A 20,396-nucleotide genomic window follows, 5' to 3' on the forward strand; every position below is an offset into this window, starting at 1 on the left:
AATCTCAAATCTCAAATCTCAAATCTAAAATCTAAAATCGATGCTGATATCGCATAGCGAGGCTCGACCTCGGAACCAGTCCAATCTCAAATCTAAAATCTCAAATCTAAAATCTAAAATCGATTGACTGTTGACGGGCGGGTCAAAAAAATGAAAATTGCGCAAATTATTTGTTGCGAGCTTGATTCGACTTGACGCCCGACTCTTGAAGGAAGGATTTGATATAATTCCGGCCTCCGCGTCGGAATTGATATTAGATGGACAAATTTTGACAAAAAATACATACTTACCTACCGTCAGGGTACGGCTAACTACGCTGTGTAAAAACCGGGTTTTTGCGCGTCCAAGACTAACGCATTTAAATTATTTGTTGCGGTGAAAAACCGGATTTTTTTTAAGAAACCTGGTTTCTGAATTAGAGCGATTTTCCCAAGCTCCATCTTGGGGTAGATGCCTGTGTTCCCTGCATTAGATATATAAATAGTTATAGATGCAAATAAAGTCAAAAACTTAGTTTAAGGGTTAACGTCGATCGCTCACAACCTCTGATTTTGACTCTTAACCGGGTTTTTGTGCCTCTCGGACTCAAAAAGATAGTTTTTTTATCGGCTCTCGCGATGCACCCGCAAACCGGGGCAGAGGTTCCAGCAGAAAGCGGAGCAATTTTTCATCTTTTCTTTAGATCGGCGATCGAAATTGAGTTCAATGAAACCGCCAAATAGTTTGCTAAACTTACTCAGAGTTAATCTTTACAGGAATTCTTTCTGTGGAAAGTTGCAGAGTTGGGAAAATTAGTTGGAGTCTTAAATAAGTCTAGGCATCGAGACTGTACCCCATCAAAAACAACTGTAGGTAGGTCTAAATATGTTTGCTATCAAACGAGCGCTCAAATTAAATAATAGAGAAGCGAATTTGAGGGCGAACCACGCAGGATTGAGACGGGTTGTTTTTAATATGGGATTGAGTCTTCAAGCGAGGATGTACGGCCCCGTCAAGTTTTCCGACTCGAAAATGATTAACGCACTCAAAAAAGTTTTAACCAATCACGTCAAAAAACAAGGGGGATTTGCTTGGATGAATCAATTGTCTAGCCAAATATACCAAAACACATTAATTGATTTAAAGGATGCTTTTCATCGGTATCGCTCATCCTTGTCAGGTCATCCCACATTCGCTAGTGGTCGAGAGGGTCAATCATTTACAGTAGATTCATCAAACCCTCTTGTTGTACTGAATGCTGGGAAGACAATTAAGATTCTTACATTAGGGACATTCCAACGTCATGAACCCCTCGAATGTGGTGAAAGTTTCCCAGACTTTTACCCTATAAAAAGAAGGAAGGCGTTGGGAAAGTCTCATTCTGCGTTGAGGCGGAGCGTAAAGAAGTCCTACAAACCCAAGAATTAGTAGGTATTGACCTAGGAATTAAAGCCTTTGCTACCCTGAGCGAAGCCGAAGGGTCAAAAAATCCATTTATTGAGAAACCAAAACCGTTAAAGCACGCGAAAACCAAGCGATCCATATTACAAGGTCAAGCTTCAAACCAAGTAAAACTATCTAAGAACGAGCGCAAAATTTACCAAAAAATGAGGCGGCTTCCCTCGCGGAGATATGGCATTCGTAAGGAGTTATTATACAAGTTGACAACTCCCACGGTTAAAAGTTTAAAAATAATTAAGATAGGAGGGTTGAATGTGAAAGGGATGATTGGTAATCATAAACTTGGCTTGGCTATATCTTACCGGGGCTTTTATGAATTCAGGCGTCAACTTGAATATAAGTGCAAGATGTATGGGGCGACAAGAGTGCTAGTGGATGGATGGTTTCCTAGTTCTTTGACTTGCTCGAGCTGTGGTAAAAAATAAGATATGCCACGCTCGTATCAGGACTTATGATTGTCCATCCTGCGGTATCTCAATTGACCGTGGTTTAAACGCCAGTATCAACATTTTGGAACTGGCAACCCTTGGCAGCCAGGGGGATAGCCTCCTTATTTTGGGATAGCCGACTCCCTCCACTATGTTGGGTTCAACAGCGTAGGAATTAAACATTAATTATCTCAAGACGACTTTGGGTAAGTTTAGAGAGATTGTATGAAGCAGTAAAAAATGGAAATACTCAAGGGATTTTGAGGAAATATTTAAGTAAAATATATTTCAATAGTCCGGACTGTTTTTAGTTCGGAGTCTGAAACCCTTGATTTTCTGTTGTTAGCGAACTTGCCTTGGAGCCTTGAAAACCTTATTTTACGATTGGCAATCAAAAACAGTCCGCATTACTCATATTTAAGTAAAAGGAATTTTTGTGAAAAAGCTCAATATCCTCTTAGTAGAAGACAGTCCCCTAGATGCCGAACTGATTGAGGCATATCTAACAGATGGCGGTCTCGAATTTTCTCTGCTGTGTGTGGAAACTCGGGAAGACTTTGCCACCGCGCTGGAAAAACACTGTTTTGACATTATTTTGGCAGATTATATGCTGCCTTCTTTTAACGGACAAGTAGCGCTGGAAATTGCCCGCGCTACTTGTCCGGGAGTGCCGTTTATTTTTGTGTCGGCTACTTTGGGCGAGGAAGTGGCGATCGAAACTTTGAAAAGCGGGGCTACTGATTATGTTCTCAAACGCCGTTTGATGCGCCTAGTGCCGTCGATTCAGCGGGCCCTGCGGGAAGTTCAAGAACGGAACGATCGCAAGCTTGCTGAAGCACAGCAGCAGGAAAGCGAAGCTCGATTTCGGATTATGGCAGATACGGCGCCGGTGATGATTTGGATGTCGGACACTGACCAACTCGGGCATTACTTTAATAAAGTTTGGCTGAAGTTTACGGGTAGAACGTTGGCGCAAGAGATGGGCACTGGTTGGATGGAAAGCTTGCACCCCGATGATTTGCCAGAATGTCGGGATATTTACCGAAAAGCTTTCGACGATCGCAGCGAGTACCGGGTCGAATGCCGCCTGAGGCGCTATGACGGGGAATACCGCTGGGTTTTGGGTACGGGCGTACCCCGGTACAGGCCCGATCGCACTTTTGCAGGTTACATCAGTTCTTACATCGATATTAGCGATCGAAAACTGGCAGAACAAGAACGCGCTGTCGCTTTGTCGCGCGAACAAGCAGCCCGGTTGCAAGCAGAAGAAACAGCAAAAGCGCTGCAATCGGCAAACAATCGAATTAGTAACATTCTCGAAAGCATTACTGACGCTTTTTTCGCGATGGATTTAAAGGGGAACTACACCTATGTCAACCAAAAAGCTCAAGAGCTTTTTGGCAAGTCAAAAGCCGAGTTGATCGGTAAAAATGTTTGGGAGATATTTCCCTGGGCTGTCGATTTACCCTTTTCCAAAATGGTTGCCAAAGCATTAGCAGAAAAGGTAACGATCGAGTATGAAGAATTCGTGCCGTTATGGAATAAGTGGTTGAAGGTGCGTTTTTATCCTTCGGATTCAGGTTTGTCGGCTTACATCCAAGACGTTAGCGATCGCAAGCAAGCAGAATCTGCACTGCAAGCTAGCGAAGAAAAGCTGAGAATGTTGGTCGAAGCTAACTTGATGGGGATTATGTTCGGGGATGTTAACGGCAGTATCATGGAGGCCAACGATGAATTTTTGCGGATAGTTGGTTGCACGCGGGAACAGCTGCAGCGCGGGGAATTAAACTGGATTGACCTGACGCCGCCGGAGTACCACTCTCTCGACGAGAAGGGGATTGCAGAGGCACAAGCAACGGGGGCTTGCACTCCCTACGAGAAGGAATTCTGTAGGAGAGACGGCAGTCGGATTCCGGTGTTGATCGGATATGTTTTGCTGGCCCAAAACCGACAAGAATCCGTGGCTTTTATTCTCGATTTGACGGTTGGCAAGCAGTTGGAAAGAGAACTGCACGATCGAGCCGAGGAATTGGCCAGGGCGAATCGGATTAAAGACGAGTTTCTGGGAACTTTGTCCCATGAATTGCGGACACCGCTGAATGCGATGCTGGGATGGGCGCAACTGCTCCGCAACCGGAAGTTTGACGAAAAAACTACTGTTCGGGCTCTGGAAACGATCGACCGCAATACGCGCTCGCTGGCAACTCTGATCGAGGATTTGTTGGACGTGTCGCAGATTATTAATGGCAAACTGTCGCTGAATTTGCGGTGGGTGGATTTGATTTCGACTGTTGAGGCTGCGATAAAGACTCTGGCGCCCGCAATTGGGGCAAAAAATATTGAACTTGTGACGGATTTCGACAAAACTGCGGGGCGGATTTTTGGCGATTCCGGCCGCTTGCAACAGGTGGCGTGGAATTTGCTGTCGAATGCGATTAAGTTTACTCCCGATGGCGGACAGGTGAGGGTGGCACTGCGGAGGCGGGAGGGGAATCCCGGCCCTGAGGAATCCGCTTGCTGTAAAAGTTTGTCGCCCGCTTGTGTGGAACTTGAGGTCAGTGACACGGGACAAGGGATTACGGAAGAGTTTTTGCCCCACGTTTTCGATCGGTTCAGCCAAGCTGACAGTTCTACAAAACGACCGTACAACGGATTGGGTTTGGGTTTGGCCCTAGTGCGCCATTTTGTGGAAATGCACGGGGGGACGGTGCAAGCGGCATCGGCCGGGAAGGGACAGGGAGCTAGCTTTTTGGTGAGATTGCCAATTAAACAGCCAAATGGCGACTGCGGACTTTCTGTTTCCGGATCTGGGGAGTTTGGGGTTCCTCAAAGTAAGGCGCCAGCCCGTGTAAATAAGTCTTTTGTCAGCAGCAATCTTTCTGGAGTGCGGGTGTTGGTGGTGGATCTCGATGCGGATTCTCTGGATTTTGCGTGTACAGTGCTCGAAGATTGCGGCGCCCTGGTGGAGACCGCTAGCTCGGGAATGGAAGCCTTGGAGGCGGTTGAAAGGCTGAATCCGGATGTGTTGGCGATCGATATCGAGATTCCGGCCCCTGAGGGAGAAGCTCTGCTGCAGCAAGTGCGATCGCTCGTAGCCGACAGGGAAATTCCGGCCTTGGCGTTCACTGCGGTTGGTAGGGTAGAGGAACGGGTACGGGCCCTGCAGCAAGGTTTTCAAATTTACGTGCCCAAGCCGATCGAGCCTGTTGAGTTGGTCGCGGTGGTGGCAAGTTTGGCGGCGCGATCGAACGATTTTAGATTTTAGATTTTAGATTTTAGATTGACTCCGCGAGGACGAACTTCCGCATTCGATCTCATTTGTCAAGCCCCAAAAGTTATCAATTTAATTGAGGTCAAAATTTTTAGCTTTTGAGCAGAGGTGCAGGGACGATCGCCCTTAACAGTATGTTCTCAAATCTCAAGTTCAGCAACTAGGTGCTTCATTAAGCCTGAGTAAACATCACAATTAAACTTAATTTGTCAAGCCCCTAAAGTTATAAATTTAATTTAGGTCAAAATTTTTAGCTTTCGATCGCAGATGCAGGGACGATCGCCCTTAACAGTATCTTCTCCAATCTCAAGTTCAGCAACTAGGTGCTTCATTTGAAAAATATTCGGCCGGGGGTAAAGGCTTCTGACCGAAAGCATCCAGGATACAAGCCCCCGAATTTATCCGTGGGGTCAATGCTTCAATCTCAAATCTCAAATCTCAAATCTCAAATCGATTGACACTCCTCTATTTCGCACCGTGCAATGATTTTTTGGAGCTTTGAGGTGGAGTGGTTGCCCGGTTCCCACTATCGACGGCTAGATACCAATTGCACCCGGCCGGCATCCATTTCATCCATTAATAACTCTAAAGCCTCATAATCAATATCCGAGATGTACCCCAAACGGGTGAGCTCGTAGTTGATTTCGTTTTCAATGTCAGGCGTCAACTGCTTAATGTAGAGGGCTTTTTCTACAAGTTGACGAATAGCATGAGTTGCTTGCATAGTAGGTCGGAGAACTCCGTACAATTTAATTTTCCTCTGAACAGTCTAGAGAGCGCGTGATCTAAATCAGAACTAACAAGTGATTTCAATTACATTTTTCAGTTTAACCTAACAGCTAGGGCAGGGTCGAGCGCAATTTTTAGAGTTACCAAGACTAAACCTGCTGCCATAAATAAAAAATAGTATAGTAGCTTACTTTTCCTGGGCAAAAATCTTACGCAAACTTTCATAAAAAAGAGTCAATAAATAAAGATTCAGTAAAATTACTGAAAACAACTGCTCAGTTTCCCTCCGAGTAAGTTAATCTCTAATTTATCAACTAGGTAGAGGCTTACATTTGTTGTGCAGCGCAGTAGTTGAAAATACTTAGTAACCACAGGTTTGACTTATGCAGACACTTCTTGCCCATCAACCAATTACGGTGATTCGACCCCTAGAGCACCTGAATGCAGCCACCTCGGCAGAATTTGGACGGCAACTAATGACAGCAATTTCAGCCCCCGGGGTTGTAGCGGTACTGGTAGATTTTGCGGAAGTAACATTTATTGACAGTGCCGGTTTGATGGCATTGGTTTCGGGCCTCAAGCAGGCGAAAAAAATGGGGCGCAGGTTGAGTATTTGCTCGGTATCCCCCGGGATTAGGATGATTCTAGAACTCAGCCAAGTCGATCGAGTTTTTAAGATATTTGAAAACGTCGATAGCTTTGAAGCCGAAAACTCCAGCGCTTCCAAGCACTGGTAGAGCCTCCTCACCGGCTTCAACAGGCAACAAAACACAGCAAATTCGGTTAAATCGCCCAAAAGACAGAGAACGGTCGTTGGCGTGTTGGCAGATTTTAAGGTAGGCTGCTTAAGAGTCGCAGATATTTAGCGAGTCGAGCCGTGGCAGTAAAAGTCGAAGAATTACTTACAGCAGAAATTAATCAGCCTGCTCGTTATCTGGGAAACGAATTGGGGGCTGCTCACAAGGATTGGGACGGGGCGTCTGTGCGCTGGGTTCTCACTTACCCAGAAGTGTATGAAGTTGGTGCTTCCAATTTGGGGCACATCATCCTTTACAACATTTTGAATGCCTTGCCGAGGCAGTTGTGCGATCGAGCTTATTTGCCGGCACCAGACTTGGCAGCAAAACTGCGATCGACTCAAAGTCCCCTGTTTGCGGTAGAATCCAGGCGATCGCTCACAGAATTTGATATTCTGGGCTTTAGCCTCAGCTACGAACTTGGAGCAACAAACATTCTGGAAATGTTGGATTTGGCCGGCATTCCCCTAACTTGGAAAGAAAGAGCGACAAATGACCAAAACGGTCAAATGCCGCTGATTTTTGCTGGCGGGCAAACAGCAACTTCCAATCCCGAACCCTACGCTGACTTTTTTGACTTCATCGCTTTGGGAGATGGAGAAGAATTGCTGCCAGAAATTGGCTTGATTTTGGCAGAAGGTAAAACTAATAATTTGAGCCGAGAAGCATTGCTGCTGGATTTAGCGCAAATTCCCGGTGTATACGTCCCGCAATTCTACGATATGGCGGCCGACGGTTCTGTTCATCCCAACCGCCCGCAAGTTCCCGAGCGAATTCTGCGCCGCGTGGCGACTCCGATACCAGCTTATTCGACAGGCCTGGTTCCCTACGTCCAGACAGTACACGACAGATTGACAGTAGAAATCCGCCGGGGATGCACCCGCGGCTGTCGCTTCTGTCAGCCGGGAATGCTGACTCGTCCCGCGCGCGATGTCGAACCGCAGCAAGTCGTAGAAGCGATCGAACAGGGGATGCAAGCCACCGGGCACAGCGAGTTTTCTCTGCTTTCCCTCAGTTGTTCCGACTATCTGGCACTCCCAGCAGTCGGGATGGAAATCAAAAATCGCCTGAAAGATAAAAATATCTCTCTGTCTCTACCCAGCCAGCGGGTTGACAGATTTGACGATAATATTGCCGACATTCTCGGCGGTACGCGACAAGGCGGTTTGACTTTTGCCCCGGAAGCGGGTACTCAGCGGATGCGCGACATCGTTAACAAAGGTTTGACGAATGAAGAATTGCTCCGGGGTGTCAAAACTGCGGTCGATCGCGGCTGGGATAAAATCAAGCTGTATTTTATGATCGGTTTGCCCGGAGAAACAGATGAAGATGTTCTCGGCATCGCCGAAACAGTCCGCTGGCTGCACAGGGAATGCAGGCTCGATGGCCGGCGGGGACTGAATTTTAACTTGACAATTTCTAATTTTACGCCTAAGCCTCACACTCCTTTTCAGTGGCACTCGGTTTCTACTGCTGAGTTTTCCCGCAAGCAAAAACTCCTGAAGGAAGAATTTCGGGGGATGCGCGGCGTCAAGGTGAATTACACTGATGTGCGGATTTCGGCAATGGAGGATTTTGTCGGACGGGGCGATAGACGTTTGGGCGCTGTAGTCCGCCGCGCTTGGGAACTTGGCGCGGGTATGGATGCGTGGTGGGAAAGTTTGGATCGCGCTTACAAAGCTTGGACTCAGGCAATAGATGAGTCGGGCCTTACCTGGAAATACCGCAAAGTCGAAAGCGGCGAGTGGAATCTCTTTGAGAAGGAAGAGGAGAAGGAAGAAGGAAGAAGGGAGAAGGAAGAAGGAAGAAGGGAGAAGGAAGAAGGAAGAAGGAAGAAGGAAGAAGGAAGAAGGGAGAAGGAAGAAGGAAGAAGGAAGAAGGAAGAAGGAAGAAGGAAGAAGGAAGAAGGAAGAGAAATCAAGGAAGATTTTCCCAATTCTCCGGATCTCCCCCTCGGACCCTCCCCCACTCTCCCCCACTCGCCCTCCCCCACTCCACCCCTCTCTCTCGATGGGGCCTTACCTTGGGATCACTTAGATACGGGAATTGACAAAAACTGGCTGAAAATTGACTTGCAAAAGGCTTTAGAAGCAGCGACGGTTCCCGACTGTTCCTTTGAAGGATGTTCGCGCTGCGGGGTTTGCGGCACCGATTTCGGACACAATGTGGTGGTGGATGCGCTGCCAATTCCAGAGTTTGCCGGGGAGTTCGTGCCCAATACCGAGCGCAAACAGCGTTTGCGGGTTTGGTTCGGGAAGGTGGGCGATATGGCTTTGGTTGGTCATTTGGATTTGATCCGATTGTTCGATAGAGTAGTCCGCAGAGCGGATTTGCCCATTTCTTTTACGGGCGGGTTTCACCCGAACCCTCGGATTTCTCTGGCAAATGCTCTGCCTCTGGGCGTTACCAGCACTGGGGAAATTGCCGACTTTGAGCTAACTGAGCCGATCAATGTTGAGAGTTTTCGATCGAAGTTGGCAGCAAAGCTGCCGGAAAATATTCCGATTTACAAGGTTGAGTCGATCGATCTCAAGGCTCCTTCTGCTAGTCAGTTGTTGGAAGCAGCGGAGTACGTAATTACTGTGGCCTGGACAGGCTCCTTGGCCCTGAAGGGCGAATTAGGGCTGGAGAATTCTGCTGCTGTTTCCGTCGCGGATGAGGCCAACTGGCAAGATTGGGTCAAGACGATCGCCCAAACAAAGGCTTTTTGGTGGGTGCACACTACTAAGTCGGGAAAGACGCAGGATGTCAATTTGCGCGAAAGGCTGCACAAACTAGAACTTGTAGAGCAGAAATCAGAAAGCAGCACAAGAGCCTCTGGCGGTACATCCGAAGGTAGAGCCGTCTTGCGCTATACCGGGAGTTGTCGCAGCGACGGCAACTTGCTAAAGCCAGAACATATTGTGTTCATGCTCGAACAAGTCAGCCAGCAGGAAATTCAGCTTCTGCAGGTTGAGCGCAGTCAACTAATCCTGGGTTATGGTTAAGATAGGGAAGCTAAGAGTGGAATATTTCACCTTCGGCTCTCGATCGGGATGTGTCGTTTCACGCTATAATCGCTTGTTATGGAAGCCGCGGCGGCTCGAGCGCTTTAGTCGCTCGCCGCCCTCGTCAACCAGCAACGCGGGCTGGGTGCAAATTGCTTCTGTTCAAGACTTCAAGCCTTTTTGTTGTACATTCACGGGCTAAATCTAGCGCCAAACCCGCAGGAGCGGGGCAGGAACCAACTTTAGCGATTAATTTCGACCGCTCGATTGGTTGTCGGCCCTCGGCTTACTCAAAAATCTCACGGTTCAAACCGTAGAGCGGGTATTCAACAATAGATTTTTTGACCCGTCAAAAAACGGAGATAATCCCCCGACAGGAGTCGTGGAGAACCAAAATTTGAGATTTTAGACTAAAGTTCCAGCTCCCAGATTTATCTGTAGAGTAAATCTCAAATCTCAAATCTCAAATCGGCTGACCCGTCAAAAAACGGAGATAAGCCCCCGACAGGAGTCGTGGAGAACCAAAATTTGAGATTTTAGACTAAAGTTCAATCTCCCAGATTTATCTGTAGAGTAAATCTCAAATCTCAAATCTCCAATCGACTGACCCGTCAAAAAACGGAGATCAGCCCCCGACTTAATTCGTGGCAAACCAAAAATTTGAGATTTTAGACTAAAGTTCAATCTCCCAGATTTATCTGTAGAGTAAATCTCAAATCTCAAATCTAAAATCGACTGACCCGTCAAAAAACGGAGATAAGCCCCCCACTTAATTCGTGGCAAACCAAAAATTTGAGATTTTAGACTAACGTTCAATCTCCCAGGTTCATCTGTGGAGTAAATCTAAAATCTAAAATCTAAAATCTAAAATCGACTGACCCGTCAAAAAACGGAGATAAGCCCCCGACTTAATTCGTGGCAAACCAAAAATTTGAGATTTTAGACTAAAGTTCAATCTTCCAGATTCATCTGTGGAGTAAATCTAAAATCTCAAATCTAAAATCTCAAATCGACTGACGAGGTTTTAGGGTTGGCAGGGGCGGAGGTTGCAGTCGAATGCCAAAGAGGGGTGTGTTGAGTGCGATGGCGCAAGAATTCAACAAAAGTCTAGGCGCTTTCACTCCTACCTACTTTCGCTCAAAACCAGCCCTCAACCACCACGCAAGCGGAGTTATCAGTTCGTAGTGTTAAGTTGTGTGTTAAGAAATTGGTACGGTGTCACTGAATTTATTCGCTGAGTTCAAAGGAAGAGTTGTAAGTGTTGGATTTTGAGTATTGATTTCGCAATTCTCAACTCCAAACTCAATATTGCTAACTCGAGAAAAGCCTCCTTATTTCTATCTCTCAGATTTATCTGCTGAGCATAACTCATAACTCTGTACGGGCGGGTTTAACTACATCTGTAACAGTTAACAGTTAACAGTGAACGGTCAACAGTTAACAGTGAACGGTCAACAGTTAAATTTCCTTCCACCCTGCACCAACTCACAGCTAATAACTCTTCAAGCTACTACTAATTACAGTCAAAGTCAGAGGCACTATGAGTGCGTAAGTATCTCTAACTTGCTGCCAGTTTTGTGAGGAAATTGAATGACAAAGCAGATAGTTATAGCAGAGCAGCATCGCATTGCTGCCGTCTTTTCAGAAGATCAAATCCAAGAACTTGTGGTAGCCACAGGCAGCCACCAAGTCAGCGACATTTACTTGGGAATTGTAGAAAATGTACTTCCCGGGATAGATGCGGCATTCGTTAATATTGGTGACCCCGAACGTAACGGGTTCATGCACGTAACAGACCTCGGCCCGCTGCGCCTTAAACGCTCGGCAGGAGCAATTACAGAACTCCTGACGCCGCAGCAGAAAGTGGTGGTACAGGTGATGAAAGAACCGACGGGCAGCAAAGGCCCCCGGCTGACAGGCAACATTACTCTGCCGGGCCGCTATTTGGTACTGATGCCCTACGGCAGGGGAGTCAATTTGTCACGGCGGATCAAGTCCGAAGCCGAGCGCAACCGCCTCAGAGCCCTGGCTATTTTGATAAAACCGGCCGGGATGGGGCTGCTGGTGCGCACCGAAGCTGAAGGAATGACTGAAGAAGCCATCATGGAAGATTTGGAAGTCCTCCAAAAACAGTGGGAAGCCGTTCAACTCGAAGGCGGTACCTCGCGGGCGCCGGCACTGCTCAACCGCGATGACGATTTTATCCAGCGGGTGCTGCGGGATATGTTCAGCGGTGACGTGAATCGGATTGTGGTGGACTCGCAAAATGGAATTAAGCGGGTGAAGCAGCAGTTGATGAGCTGGAACGGCGGTAAACTTCCTGCGGGAGTTTTGATCGACCACCACCGAGAGCGCGCCTCGATTTTAGAATTTTTCCGCGTTAACGCTGCGATTCGAGAAGCCCTCAGACCGAGGGTGGATTTGCCTTCGGGCGGTTATGTGATTATCGAGCCGACTGAGGCGCTGACGGTGATCGATGTCAACTCTGGCTCGTTTACTCGATCGGCTACGGCTCGGGAAACTGTACTCTGGACAAATTGCGAAGCAGCAACGGAAATTGCTAGACAGCTGCGGTTACGCAATATTGCCGGGGTGATTATTGTTGACTTTATCGACATGGAATCCCGCCGCGATCAGTTGCAGGTGCTGGAACATTTCAATAAAGCTCTCAAAGCTGACAAAGCTCGGCCGCAAATCGCTCAACTGTCAGAATTGGGACTCGTAGAACTGACTCGCAAGCGCCAAGGTCAAAATATTTACGAGTTGTTCGGCCACAGTTGTCCTACTTGCAGCGGGTTGGGTCATCTGGTGCAACTCCCCGGGGAAGAAGACTTCGCCGCAGCCGTCCGGGAATCGGGCGATCGCACCGTTGCTACGTCGAACCGACTGTTGTTGAATTTGCCCGAAGGATTGGAACGCCGCAGCTTGACGCCTGTGGCGGCTGCAACTCCCGCGCCAGTGCGCGAAGAACGCCTCGCCGAACCTGCTCGGGCTGCTTGGGAACCGTCTAGCGAAAGTGTGGATTTTGAGACCGCCAGCAATGCCTCGTCTTTGGACTTGCTCAACCATCCCAGCTATCAAGATTTGGGGAACGGAACCAGACGGCGCCGCCGCCGCCGGATTGGTGAAGAGCCTTTTGCCGTCCCGGTGGAGGAGGAACCGGTGCGCAGCAAGTTGCGGCTGCCAAATACTCAGAGCGCCCCCGTCGCAGATACGCGCTCTGAGTATCTGGCCCCTCCCGGCATCCGGGCTGCTTCGGAGGGCTTCGGGCTGGTGAATATGGCGACTGTTGGCAGGCGCGAGGATTTCGATCGCGTGCGTCCGGCTAAGTCTGAGTTGATGAAGCCGATGGTGGAGCCTCCGGAGGTGATTTCGGTGGAAATGACACCGGAGGAGCAGGATGTTTATGCTCTGATGGGGGTTTCTCCTTTGGTGCTGACCGATCGCAGCGTGAAAAATCCTAAGAATGCGATCGTTTCGGTGACTCTCCCGGGCGCGGCCCCGAACAAGCCGCCTTTCGAGCAGCTCGAATTTGAATTTGAACCGACGGCGCCTGCTCAGAAGGCCCAGGAACGGGATTATTATCCAGAAAGGTCCGTAGTTGAGCCTGTATTTTCTGAGGATGATGAGGCTCAAATTTACGGCGAGAGTTCGATCGACCAAACTGATGATTTCGATCGCATGGAGGAACCCAGCGATGTGAGGGACGAACCCTATGAGCCGATCGAACTCAACGAGCCGATCGAATCCTATGAGCGGATCGAACTCAACGAGCCGATCGAATCCTATGAGCGGATCGAACTCAACGAGCCGATCGAACTCAACGGACCGATAGAACCCAGCGAACCCGAAGAGCCTGCTATCAACCGGCGACGGCGGCGCCGCTCGTCAGCCGTTTTGGATGAGTGATATGAAGTCCGAGGGAAGAAGGAAGAAGTCCGAGGTTCGAGGGAAGAAGGAAGAAGTAGAAATTTTTACTCTATTCCCATCTTTCCATCTTCCCCTTTCCCCCTGGGCCTCGAACACTCTGGTAATTGCAGGTGTCGATGAAGTCGGACGAGGGGCTTTGTTCGGGCCGGTGGTGGCGGCAGCCTGCATTTTGCCCCACCAAGTTCTCGATGAATTAGCAAGTTGCGGGGTGCGCGACAGCAAGCAGTTGAGTGCCAGAGCCCGGAGTCGGTTAGCCGTGACAATCCGGGCTGTGGCGGTTGACTGTCAAATTGGTGTCGCTTCGGTGCGCGAGATCGATCGCCTCAATATTTTGCAGGCTTCTTTGTTAGCGATGAAGCGGGCGATTCTTAAGCTGAGCGTGACTCCTGATTTGTGTTTGGTTGATGGCAATCAAAGGATTCCCAATTTGTCGATCGAGCAAGAGACGATGATCCAGGGTGATGCGCGATCGATTCAGATTGCTGCTGCTAGTATTGTGGCGAAAGTTTGGCGCGATGAATTAATCCTGCGTTTAGCTGTTAAGTATCCTGAATATGACTTGACAAACAACAAAGGATATGGTACAGCTAAACATAAGTTAGCTTTGGAACGTTGCGGGCGATCGGCTTTTCACCGATTATCATTTAGCCCTTGTCGAAAATCTTAAAAGAGCGGTGGAAAACTTAGCTAATTCCAGCGCCAGTATATAAAATTTGAAAAACCAAAAATTTCAGATTAATAGTCCTGGGTGTATAAATTCTATTCTGTAGGATGCGCAATGCGCACCTCACCGCTTCAGCCTCCGGTAGCATCTATAGAATCTTTATTTAACCTCTTGGGCATGACTAATAATTTGCTAACAATTCCCGGCTATCGCATCATTGAGCAAATCTACAATGGCTCTAGAACACAGGTTTATCGAGGACTTTCTGAGTCAAACCAAAAAGTAATTATCAAACTGCTATTGAGCGAGTATCCCACTTTTAGCGAACTCGTGCAGTTGCGGAATCAGTACACCATTACCAAAAATCTTGACCTTCGGGGAATTGTCAAACCCATTGCACTCGTAAACTACCGCAATGCTTTTGCTCTGGTAATGGAGGATGTGGGCGGTGTTTCCCTTGCTGAGTATACTGCTAATACTGAAGCGAAGAATTTGGGCGATCGGCAATCAAGTAATTCTGAGGTTTCCTCCCCCCATACTTCGCCCCTACCGCTAGATGAATTTATGCCCATCGCGATTCAGATTGTCCAAACCCTAGAAGGACTATATCACAATCGCATTATTCACAAAGATATCAAGCCCCAGAATATTATCCTTCACCCTAAAACTAAAGAAGTTAAATTAATTGACTTCAGCATTTCCTCTCTTTTACCCAGAGAAAACCAAGAAATCCAAAATCCAAACGTCTTAGAAGGAACCCTAGCTTATATGTCCCCAGAACAGACGGGACGAATGAACCGGGGTATCGACTACCGCACCGACTTTTACTCGCTGGGAGTCACGTTTTACGAACTACTGACAGGGCAATTACCTTTTAACTCTACCGATCCAATGGAGTTAGTTCACTGTCATATTGCCAAGATTCCAACTCCCCCAATATATCTGGTTCCCGCTATTGGGGTGATGGTTAATAGTATCGTTATGAAATTGATGGAAAAAACTCCCGAGTCACGCTATCAAAGTGCTGTGGGACTGCGATACGACTTAGAAAACTGTTGGCAGCAATGGCAAGAAAATGGCAATATTAGCCAGTTTGCCTTGGGCAATAGGGATATTTGCGATCGCTTCGTCATTCCCGAAAAACTCTACGGCAGAGAAACTGAAGTTAAGACGCTATTAGAAGCCTTCGAGCGCATCAGTCACCCCACCCTTAACAACGGGGAGGAAGGGAGAGTAGAAATCATGCTAGTGGCTGGCTTTTCCGGCATTGGTAAAACCGTTGTAGTGAATGAAGTTCACAAACCCATTGTCCGCCAACGGGGTTACTTTATCAAAGGAAAATTTGACCAATTCAAGCGTGATATTCCCTTTTCTGCATGGGTACAAGCATTCCAGAATTTGATGCGGCAATTACTCACCGAAAGTGCGACCCAGGTGCAGAAATGGCAAGTCAAAATATTGGAGGCTTTGGGTGAAAACGGTCAGGTCATTATTGATGTCATTCCTGAATTAGAACACCTGATAGGCAAGCAGAAAAAAGTACCCCAACTAGAGGGGACAGCAGCTAAAAATCGCTTCAATCTATTATTTCAAAAATTTATCCGAGTGTTCGCAACAAAAGAGCATCCTTTAGTAATTTTTTTGGATGATTTGCAGTGGGCAGACTCGGCTTCATTGAAGCTAATGCAATTGTTGATGAGCGAGACGAATACCCGCTATGTGTTGTTAATTGGAGCGTACCGGGATAATGAAGTTTTTCCAGCCCACCCACTGAGCCTGACCTTGGATGAGATTTGCAAAGACTCGGCCACAGTCAACCAAATTACTTTAGCACCCCTAGACAAAGCTTCCCTTAATTGCCTGGTTGCCGATACTCTTTCCTGTCCACCAGAAAGGGCGATTCCTCTGACAGAACTAATTTTTACCAAAACCAAAGGGAATCCTTTTTTTGCTACTCAATTTCTCAAATTTCTTCATAAAGATGGGTTAATTACCTTTTATCTTACCCCCCCACCCCCCTCTTGGCAAAGGGGAGCAAGGGTGGGGTGGCAATGCGATATTTCCCAAGTTAGAACCCTAGCTTTTACCGATGATGTAGTAGAGTTTATGGCGATTCAGTTGCAAAAGTTGCCCCTAGATACCCAGAATCTTCTGAAACTTGCAGCTTGTATTGGCAACCAATTTGACTTAGCAACCCTGGCAATTGTTCATGAAAAATCTCAGAGTGAAACGGCAGCCCATTTGTGGAAAGCGTTGCAAGAAGGGTTAGTTATTCCGATTACTGAAGTTTACAAGTTTTTTCAGGAGTCGGAATCAGTTGAAGTTGCACAAGCGTCGGAGTTATCGGTTCCCTACAAGTTTTTACACGATCGAGTGCAGCAAGCAGCATATTTTCTGATTCCAGAATCCCAGAAACAGTCAACCCATCTCGAAATTGGGAAACTGCTGTTGAGGAATACTCCTGAAGCAGAAATACAAGATAAAATTTTTGATATTGTCAACCAGTTGAATATGGGGGTGGAGTTAATTGACTGTCAGACTGAGCGAGATCGACTAGCTCAATTAAATTTAATTGCGGGACGTAAAGCTAAAGCTTCAACTGCTTATGCTGCGGCAAATATCTATCTGCAAACAGGGATTGAACTCTTGAGGGCCAACTGCTGGCAGAGTCAGTATGAATTGACCCTGAATCTCTATATTGCTGCCGCTGAAGCCGCCTATTTGAATGCTGACCTCGATCGCATGGAAGAGATGGCAGCACTGGTGTTGCAAGAAGCTCAGACAATTTTAGATCGAGTTAAAATTTACGAAATTCAAATTGCCGCTCAGACAGCCCAAAGCAAGGTTTTAGAAACGATCGCAGTAGCAAGAGATGCACTCTGGCAATTGGGGATTGAACTCCCTGCCGAGCCCGATCGAGCCAAGATTAGCAAAGCGCTACAAGCCCTTACGAGCCAACTAAGCGGCAGAAGGATTGAGGAACTGGTTGACCTACCTGTGATGACAAATCCACAGACTCAAGCAGCTATGCAACTGTCTGGTATGTTGTTTCCAACCATTTTCCAGGGAATGCCCGGTTTGCTGCCCCTGCTTAGCTCAAAGATGGTGAGTTTATCGCTCTCCTTTGGGAATGCACCCGCATCGACGGTGGGGTATGCGATGCACGGGATGGTCTTGTGTGCCTTTTTACAAGAGGTAGAAACGGGCTATGGCTTTGGGCAATTGGCACTCTCATTGCTCGATAGGTTCAATGTGCAGGAACTCAAGTCCACAGTTCTACTTTTGTTTGGTGGCTGGATTCAGCATCATCAAGAATCTCTTTTGGCAACGATACCGACGCTGAAAGATGGCTTTACGACTGGTATGGAAACAGGCGATTTTGTAGACGCTGGCTACAACATATATATTTATTTTTATACGCATTTATTCGCTGGGGTAGAACTAGACACTTGGGAACCAAAAATAGCAGATTACAGGGCTGTTATGGCGCAGTTAAAACAATATTCTGCTCAGATTTATTTGGATATGATTCACCAGACGGTGCTGAACTTGAGGGAAACCCGTATTCGATCGGATTGCTTAATCGGAAGAGCCTACGATGAAACGGTGATGATTCCCAAGCACTATCAGGACAATGAATTCACGGCGATCGCTTGTGCCTGCATCTACAAACTGCTGCTTGCTTACTGCTATGGGAATTACACGGCTGCCCTAGACAACATTACCCAAGTCAAACAGTATTTGATGGGAGTATCGGGATCGGTTTTTGTTCCCATTTTTCATTTTTATGCCGCCCTCACCCACCTGGCACTTTTTCCCACACAGCCAGAAAGGGAGCAAGCTTCCATTCTTGCCCAGGTGGAAACCCATCAAAGCACGCTGCATCAGTGGGCGCAAAATGCTCCCATGAATTATTTGCATAAATGGTATTTAGTAGAGGCTGAACGACATCGAGTTTTAGGTCAAAATATCGACGCGATGGATTATTACGATCGCGCCATTCAACTCGCTAAAAAAAATCAGTACATTAACGAAGAAGCACTTAGCAATGAGCTGGCAGCAAAATTCTATTTAACATGGGGAAAAGAAAAAATTGCCCAAGTCTACCTAACTGATGCTTACTATGCCTATGCACGCTGGGGAGCACAGGCAAAAGTTGAGGATTTAGAAAAAGGCTATCCCCAATTGCTTGCGCCTATTTTTCACCCTAAAACGAGCTTAAATACAGGTCATACACTTGCAAAAAAGATGACGGAAACTGTTACAAGTACCAGTTCAGGTGTTTCAAAAAATCTGGACTTGGCAACAGTAGTCAAAGCATCTCAATCACTTTCAGGAGAAATAAACCTCGATAACTTGCTCGCCACTTTAATGCAAGTAATGATTGAGAACGTGGGAGCAGAAAAAGGAGTTATGATTCTGATAGAAAGAGATTCTTTATTCGTCGCGGCTCAATGTGCGAGCGGTAAAGCGTGCAACCTGCACTCAACTCCTGTTGTTGACTCTAACGAAATTCCGATCGCGATTATTAACTATGTCTCGCGCACCCAAGAAACTTTGGTAATTAATGATGCGACGGCAGAGGCTACCTTTGCTGCTGACTCTTATATCATCCAGCATCAACCCAAGTCGGTTTTGTGTCTGCCGATTCAACATCAAGGAAAGGCGATCGCCATTCTTTACTTAGAAAATACTCTCGTTACAAATGCCTTTACTCCCGATCGGTTGACCGTCTTAAATATCTTGGCCTCCCAAGCTGCCATCTCGATAGAAAATGCCCAACTCTATGCCAACTTAGAAGCCAAAGTCGAAGAACGCACCCAAGAATTATCACAAGCTTTAAGCAATCTCGAAGCCACCCAAGAAGGATTGATTCAATCAGAAAAAATGGCAGCTTTAGGACAACTGGTTGCCGGAGTTGCTCACGAAGTTAACACTCCCCTGGGTGCGATTCGTTCCTCAGCCGGAAATGTTGCCAAATTCTTGAATCAAACCCTAGAAGGGTTGCCCGCACTTTTTCAAACTCTATCCCCAGAAGAAGGGCAGAATTTCTTAGCATTACTTCAGCGTTCCATCCAACAAGAAACAAGCTTATCAACAAAAGAAGAACGCAAATTGAAGAGAGCTTTGAGAAGCCAACTAGAAGAACTAGAGATTGATAGTGCCGATACCTTAGCCGATCGCCTAGCGATCATGGGCGTTTCTAATGAAATAGATGCCTTTGTCCCTTTGTTGCAAAGATCGGATAGTGTACGCATCTTAGAAATGGCCTACAAACTTTCCGAATTAAAAAGAGGCATTGCTACTATCAACACAGCGACAGACAGAGCATCAAAAGTAGTATTTGCCTTAAAAACTTATGCGCGCTACGAACAGTCTGGCGAAAAAACAGCAGCCAGTATTAAAGAAGGTATTGAAACAATCTTAACCCTGTATCAAAATCTCCTCAAACAGGGAGTTGAGGTCATCAAAAACTATGCCGAAATCCCGCCGATACTGTGCTATCCCGACGAACTCAATCAAGTTTGGACGAATTTAATTCACAATGCTTTGCAAGCAATGAATTATCGAGGCACGCTAACAATTGAGTTAACGGCTCAAGATTACCAGGCTAAAATTAGCATTACCGACAGCGGCCGCGGGATACCTGAAGAGATAAAAACGAAAATATTTGAGCCGTTTTTCACTACTAAGCCTGCCGGAGAAGGCAGCGGATTAGGACTAGATATTGTCAAGAAGATTGTTGACAAACATCAGGGAAAAATTGCAGTGGAATCAATTCCGGGCAAAACTACATTTAATGTTTTCCTACCAATGAGCTCTGTATAAGCAGGTCAATCGATTTTAGATTTTAGATTTTAGATTTTAGATTTTAGATTTTAGATTGACCCCACGGATAAATGCGGGGGCTTGAGGATTTTCGATTTGAGATTTTGGATTGATTCCACGGATAAATCCAGGGGCTTGTACCACCTTTGAAATTCGCTTGTCAAGGATTTCGCAAAGGATATAAAGTAGTAAGTCGGTCGGATTTTGCTTGCTTGGGCCTAAGCTGCAATCTACCCCATTGAGAGTATTTCACCAGTTAAAGCGTTTTGAGGTTAATAATCCGGATTCAACAGGAAACCGATGTAAAACCGTAGTAAGCTG

Annotated in this window: 9 protein-coding genes and 1 pseudogene; 9 read left to right on the forward strand and 1 reads right to left on the reverse strand. The window is 46.8% G+C overall.

The window, feature by feature from the left end; all coding sequences use genetic code 11:
* The first annotated feature begins 864 nt into the window (after positions 1-864).
* The 4 genes and pseudogenes from QUB56_RS13025 (at position 865) to QUB56_RS13045 (ending at position 5,133) form a co-directional block, all read left to right on the forward strand.
* Positions 865-1,407, forward strand: a complete 543-nt coding sequence (locus QUB56_RS13025; protein WP_332955637.1) for a hypothetical protein — start codon at positions 865-867, stop codon at positions 1,405-1,407.
* Positions 1,392-1,865: pseudogene (locus QUB56_RS13030) on the forward strand (RNA-guided endonuclease InsQ/TnpB family protein); the annotation flags it as partial. The gene QUB56_RS13025 and the pseudogene QUB56_RS13030, both read left to right, overlap by 16 nt.
* On the forward strand, positions 1,852-2,004 hold the full coding sequence (locus QUB56_RS13040; RefSeq protein WP_332955638.1) for a zinc ribbon domain-containing protein: 153 nt from the start codon (positions 1,852-1,854) through the stop codon (positions 2,002-2,004). The pseudogene QUB56_RS13030 and the gene QUB56_RS13040, both read left to right, overlap by 14 nt.
* Positions 2,005-2,304: 300 nt before the next feature.
* On the forward strand, positions 2,305-5,133 hold the full coding sequence (locus QUB56_RS13045; RefSeq protein WP_332955639.1) for a PAS domain S-box protein: 2,829 nt from the start codon (positions 2,305-2,307) through the stop codon (positions 5,131-5,133).
* Between the two features lie 532 nt (positions 5,134-5,665).
* On the opposite strand, the gene QUB56_RS13050 is transcribed toward QUB56_RS13045, so the two are convergent.
* Positions 5,666-5,863, reverse strand: a complete 198-nt coding sequence (locus tag QUB56_RS13050) for a hypothetical protein (RefSeq protein ID WP_015176637.1) — start codon at positions 5,861-5,863, stop codon at positions 5,666-5,668.
* A gap of 388 nt (positions 5,864-6,251) precedes the next feature.
* On the opposite strand from QUB56_RS13050, the gene QUB56_RS13055 reads away from it, so the two are divergent.
* The 5 genes from QUB56_RS13055 to QUB56_RS13075 all read left to right on the forward strand — a co-directional run bounded on the left by QUB56_RS13055 (position 6,252) and on the right by QUB56_RS13075 (position 20,075).
* On the forward strand, positions 6,252-6,605 hold the full coding sequence (locus QUB56_RS13055) for an STAS domain-containing protein (protein WP_332955642.1): 354 nt from the start codon (positions 6,252-6,254) through the stop codon (positions 6,603-6,605).
* A 140-nt stretch (positions 6,606-6,745) separates the two neighbouring features.
* Positions 6,746-9,652 (forward strand): TIGR03960 family B12-binding radical SAM protein, encoded by a 2,907-nt coding sequence (locus tag QUB56_RS13060; RefSeq protein WP_332955644.1) that lies wholly within the window; start codon positions 6,746-6,748, stop codon positions 9,650-9,652.
* Positions 9,653-11,242: 1,590 nt separating this feature from the next.
* Complete coding sequence (locus QUB56_RS13065) at positions 11,243-13,561, forward strand: Rne/Rng family ribonuclease (RefSeq protein WP_332955646.1); 2,319 nt, start codon at positions 11,243-11,245, stop codon at positions 13,559-13,561.
* A gap of 1 nt (position 13,562) precedes the next feature.
* The gene (locus QUB56_RS13070) at positions 13,563-14,249 is read left to right on the forward strand and encodes a ribonuclease HII (RefSeq protein ID WP_332955659.1); all 687 of its coding nucleotides are present in this window, start codon (positions 13,563-13,565) and stop codon (positions 14,247-14,249) included.
* Between the two features lie 174 nt (positions 14,250-14,423).
* A complete protein-coding gene (locus QUB56_RS13075) occupies positions 14,424-20,075 on the forward strand; it encodes an AAA family ATPase (protein WP_332955660.1) in 5,652 nt (1,883 codons plus the stop codon).
* Positions 20,076-20,396: the final 321 nt, after the last annotated feature.

Origin of the sequence: Microcoleus sp. AR_TQ3_B6 (assembly GCF_036702785.1) — a bacterium.
Classification (GTDB): domain Bacteria; phylum Cyanobacteriota; class Cyanobacteriia; order Cyanobacteriales; family Microcoleaceae; genus Microcoleus.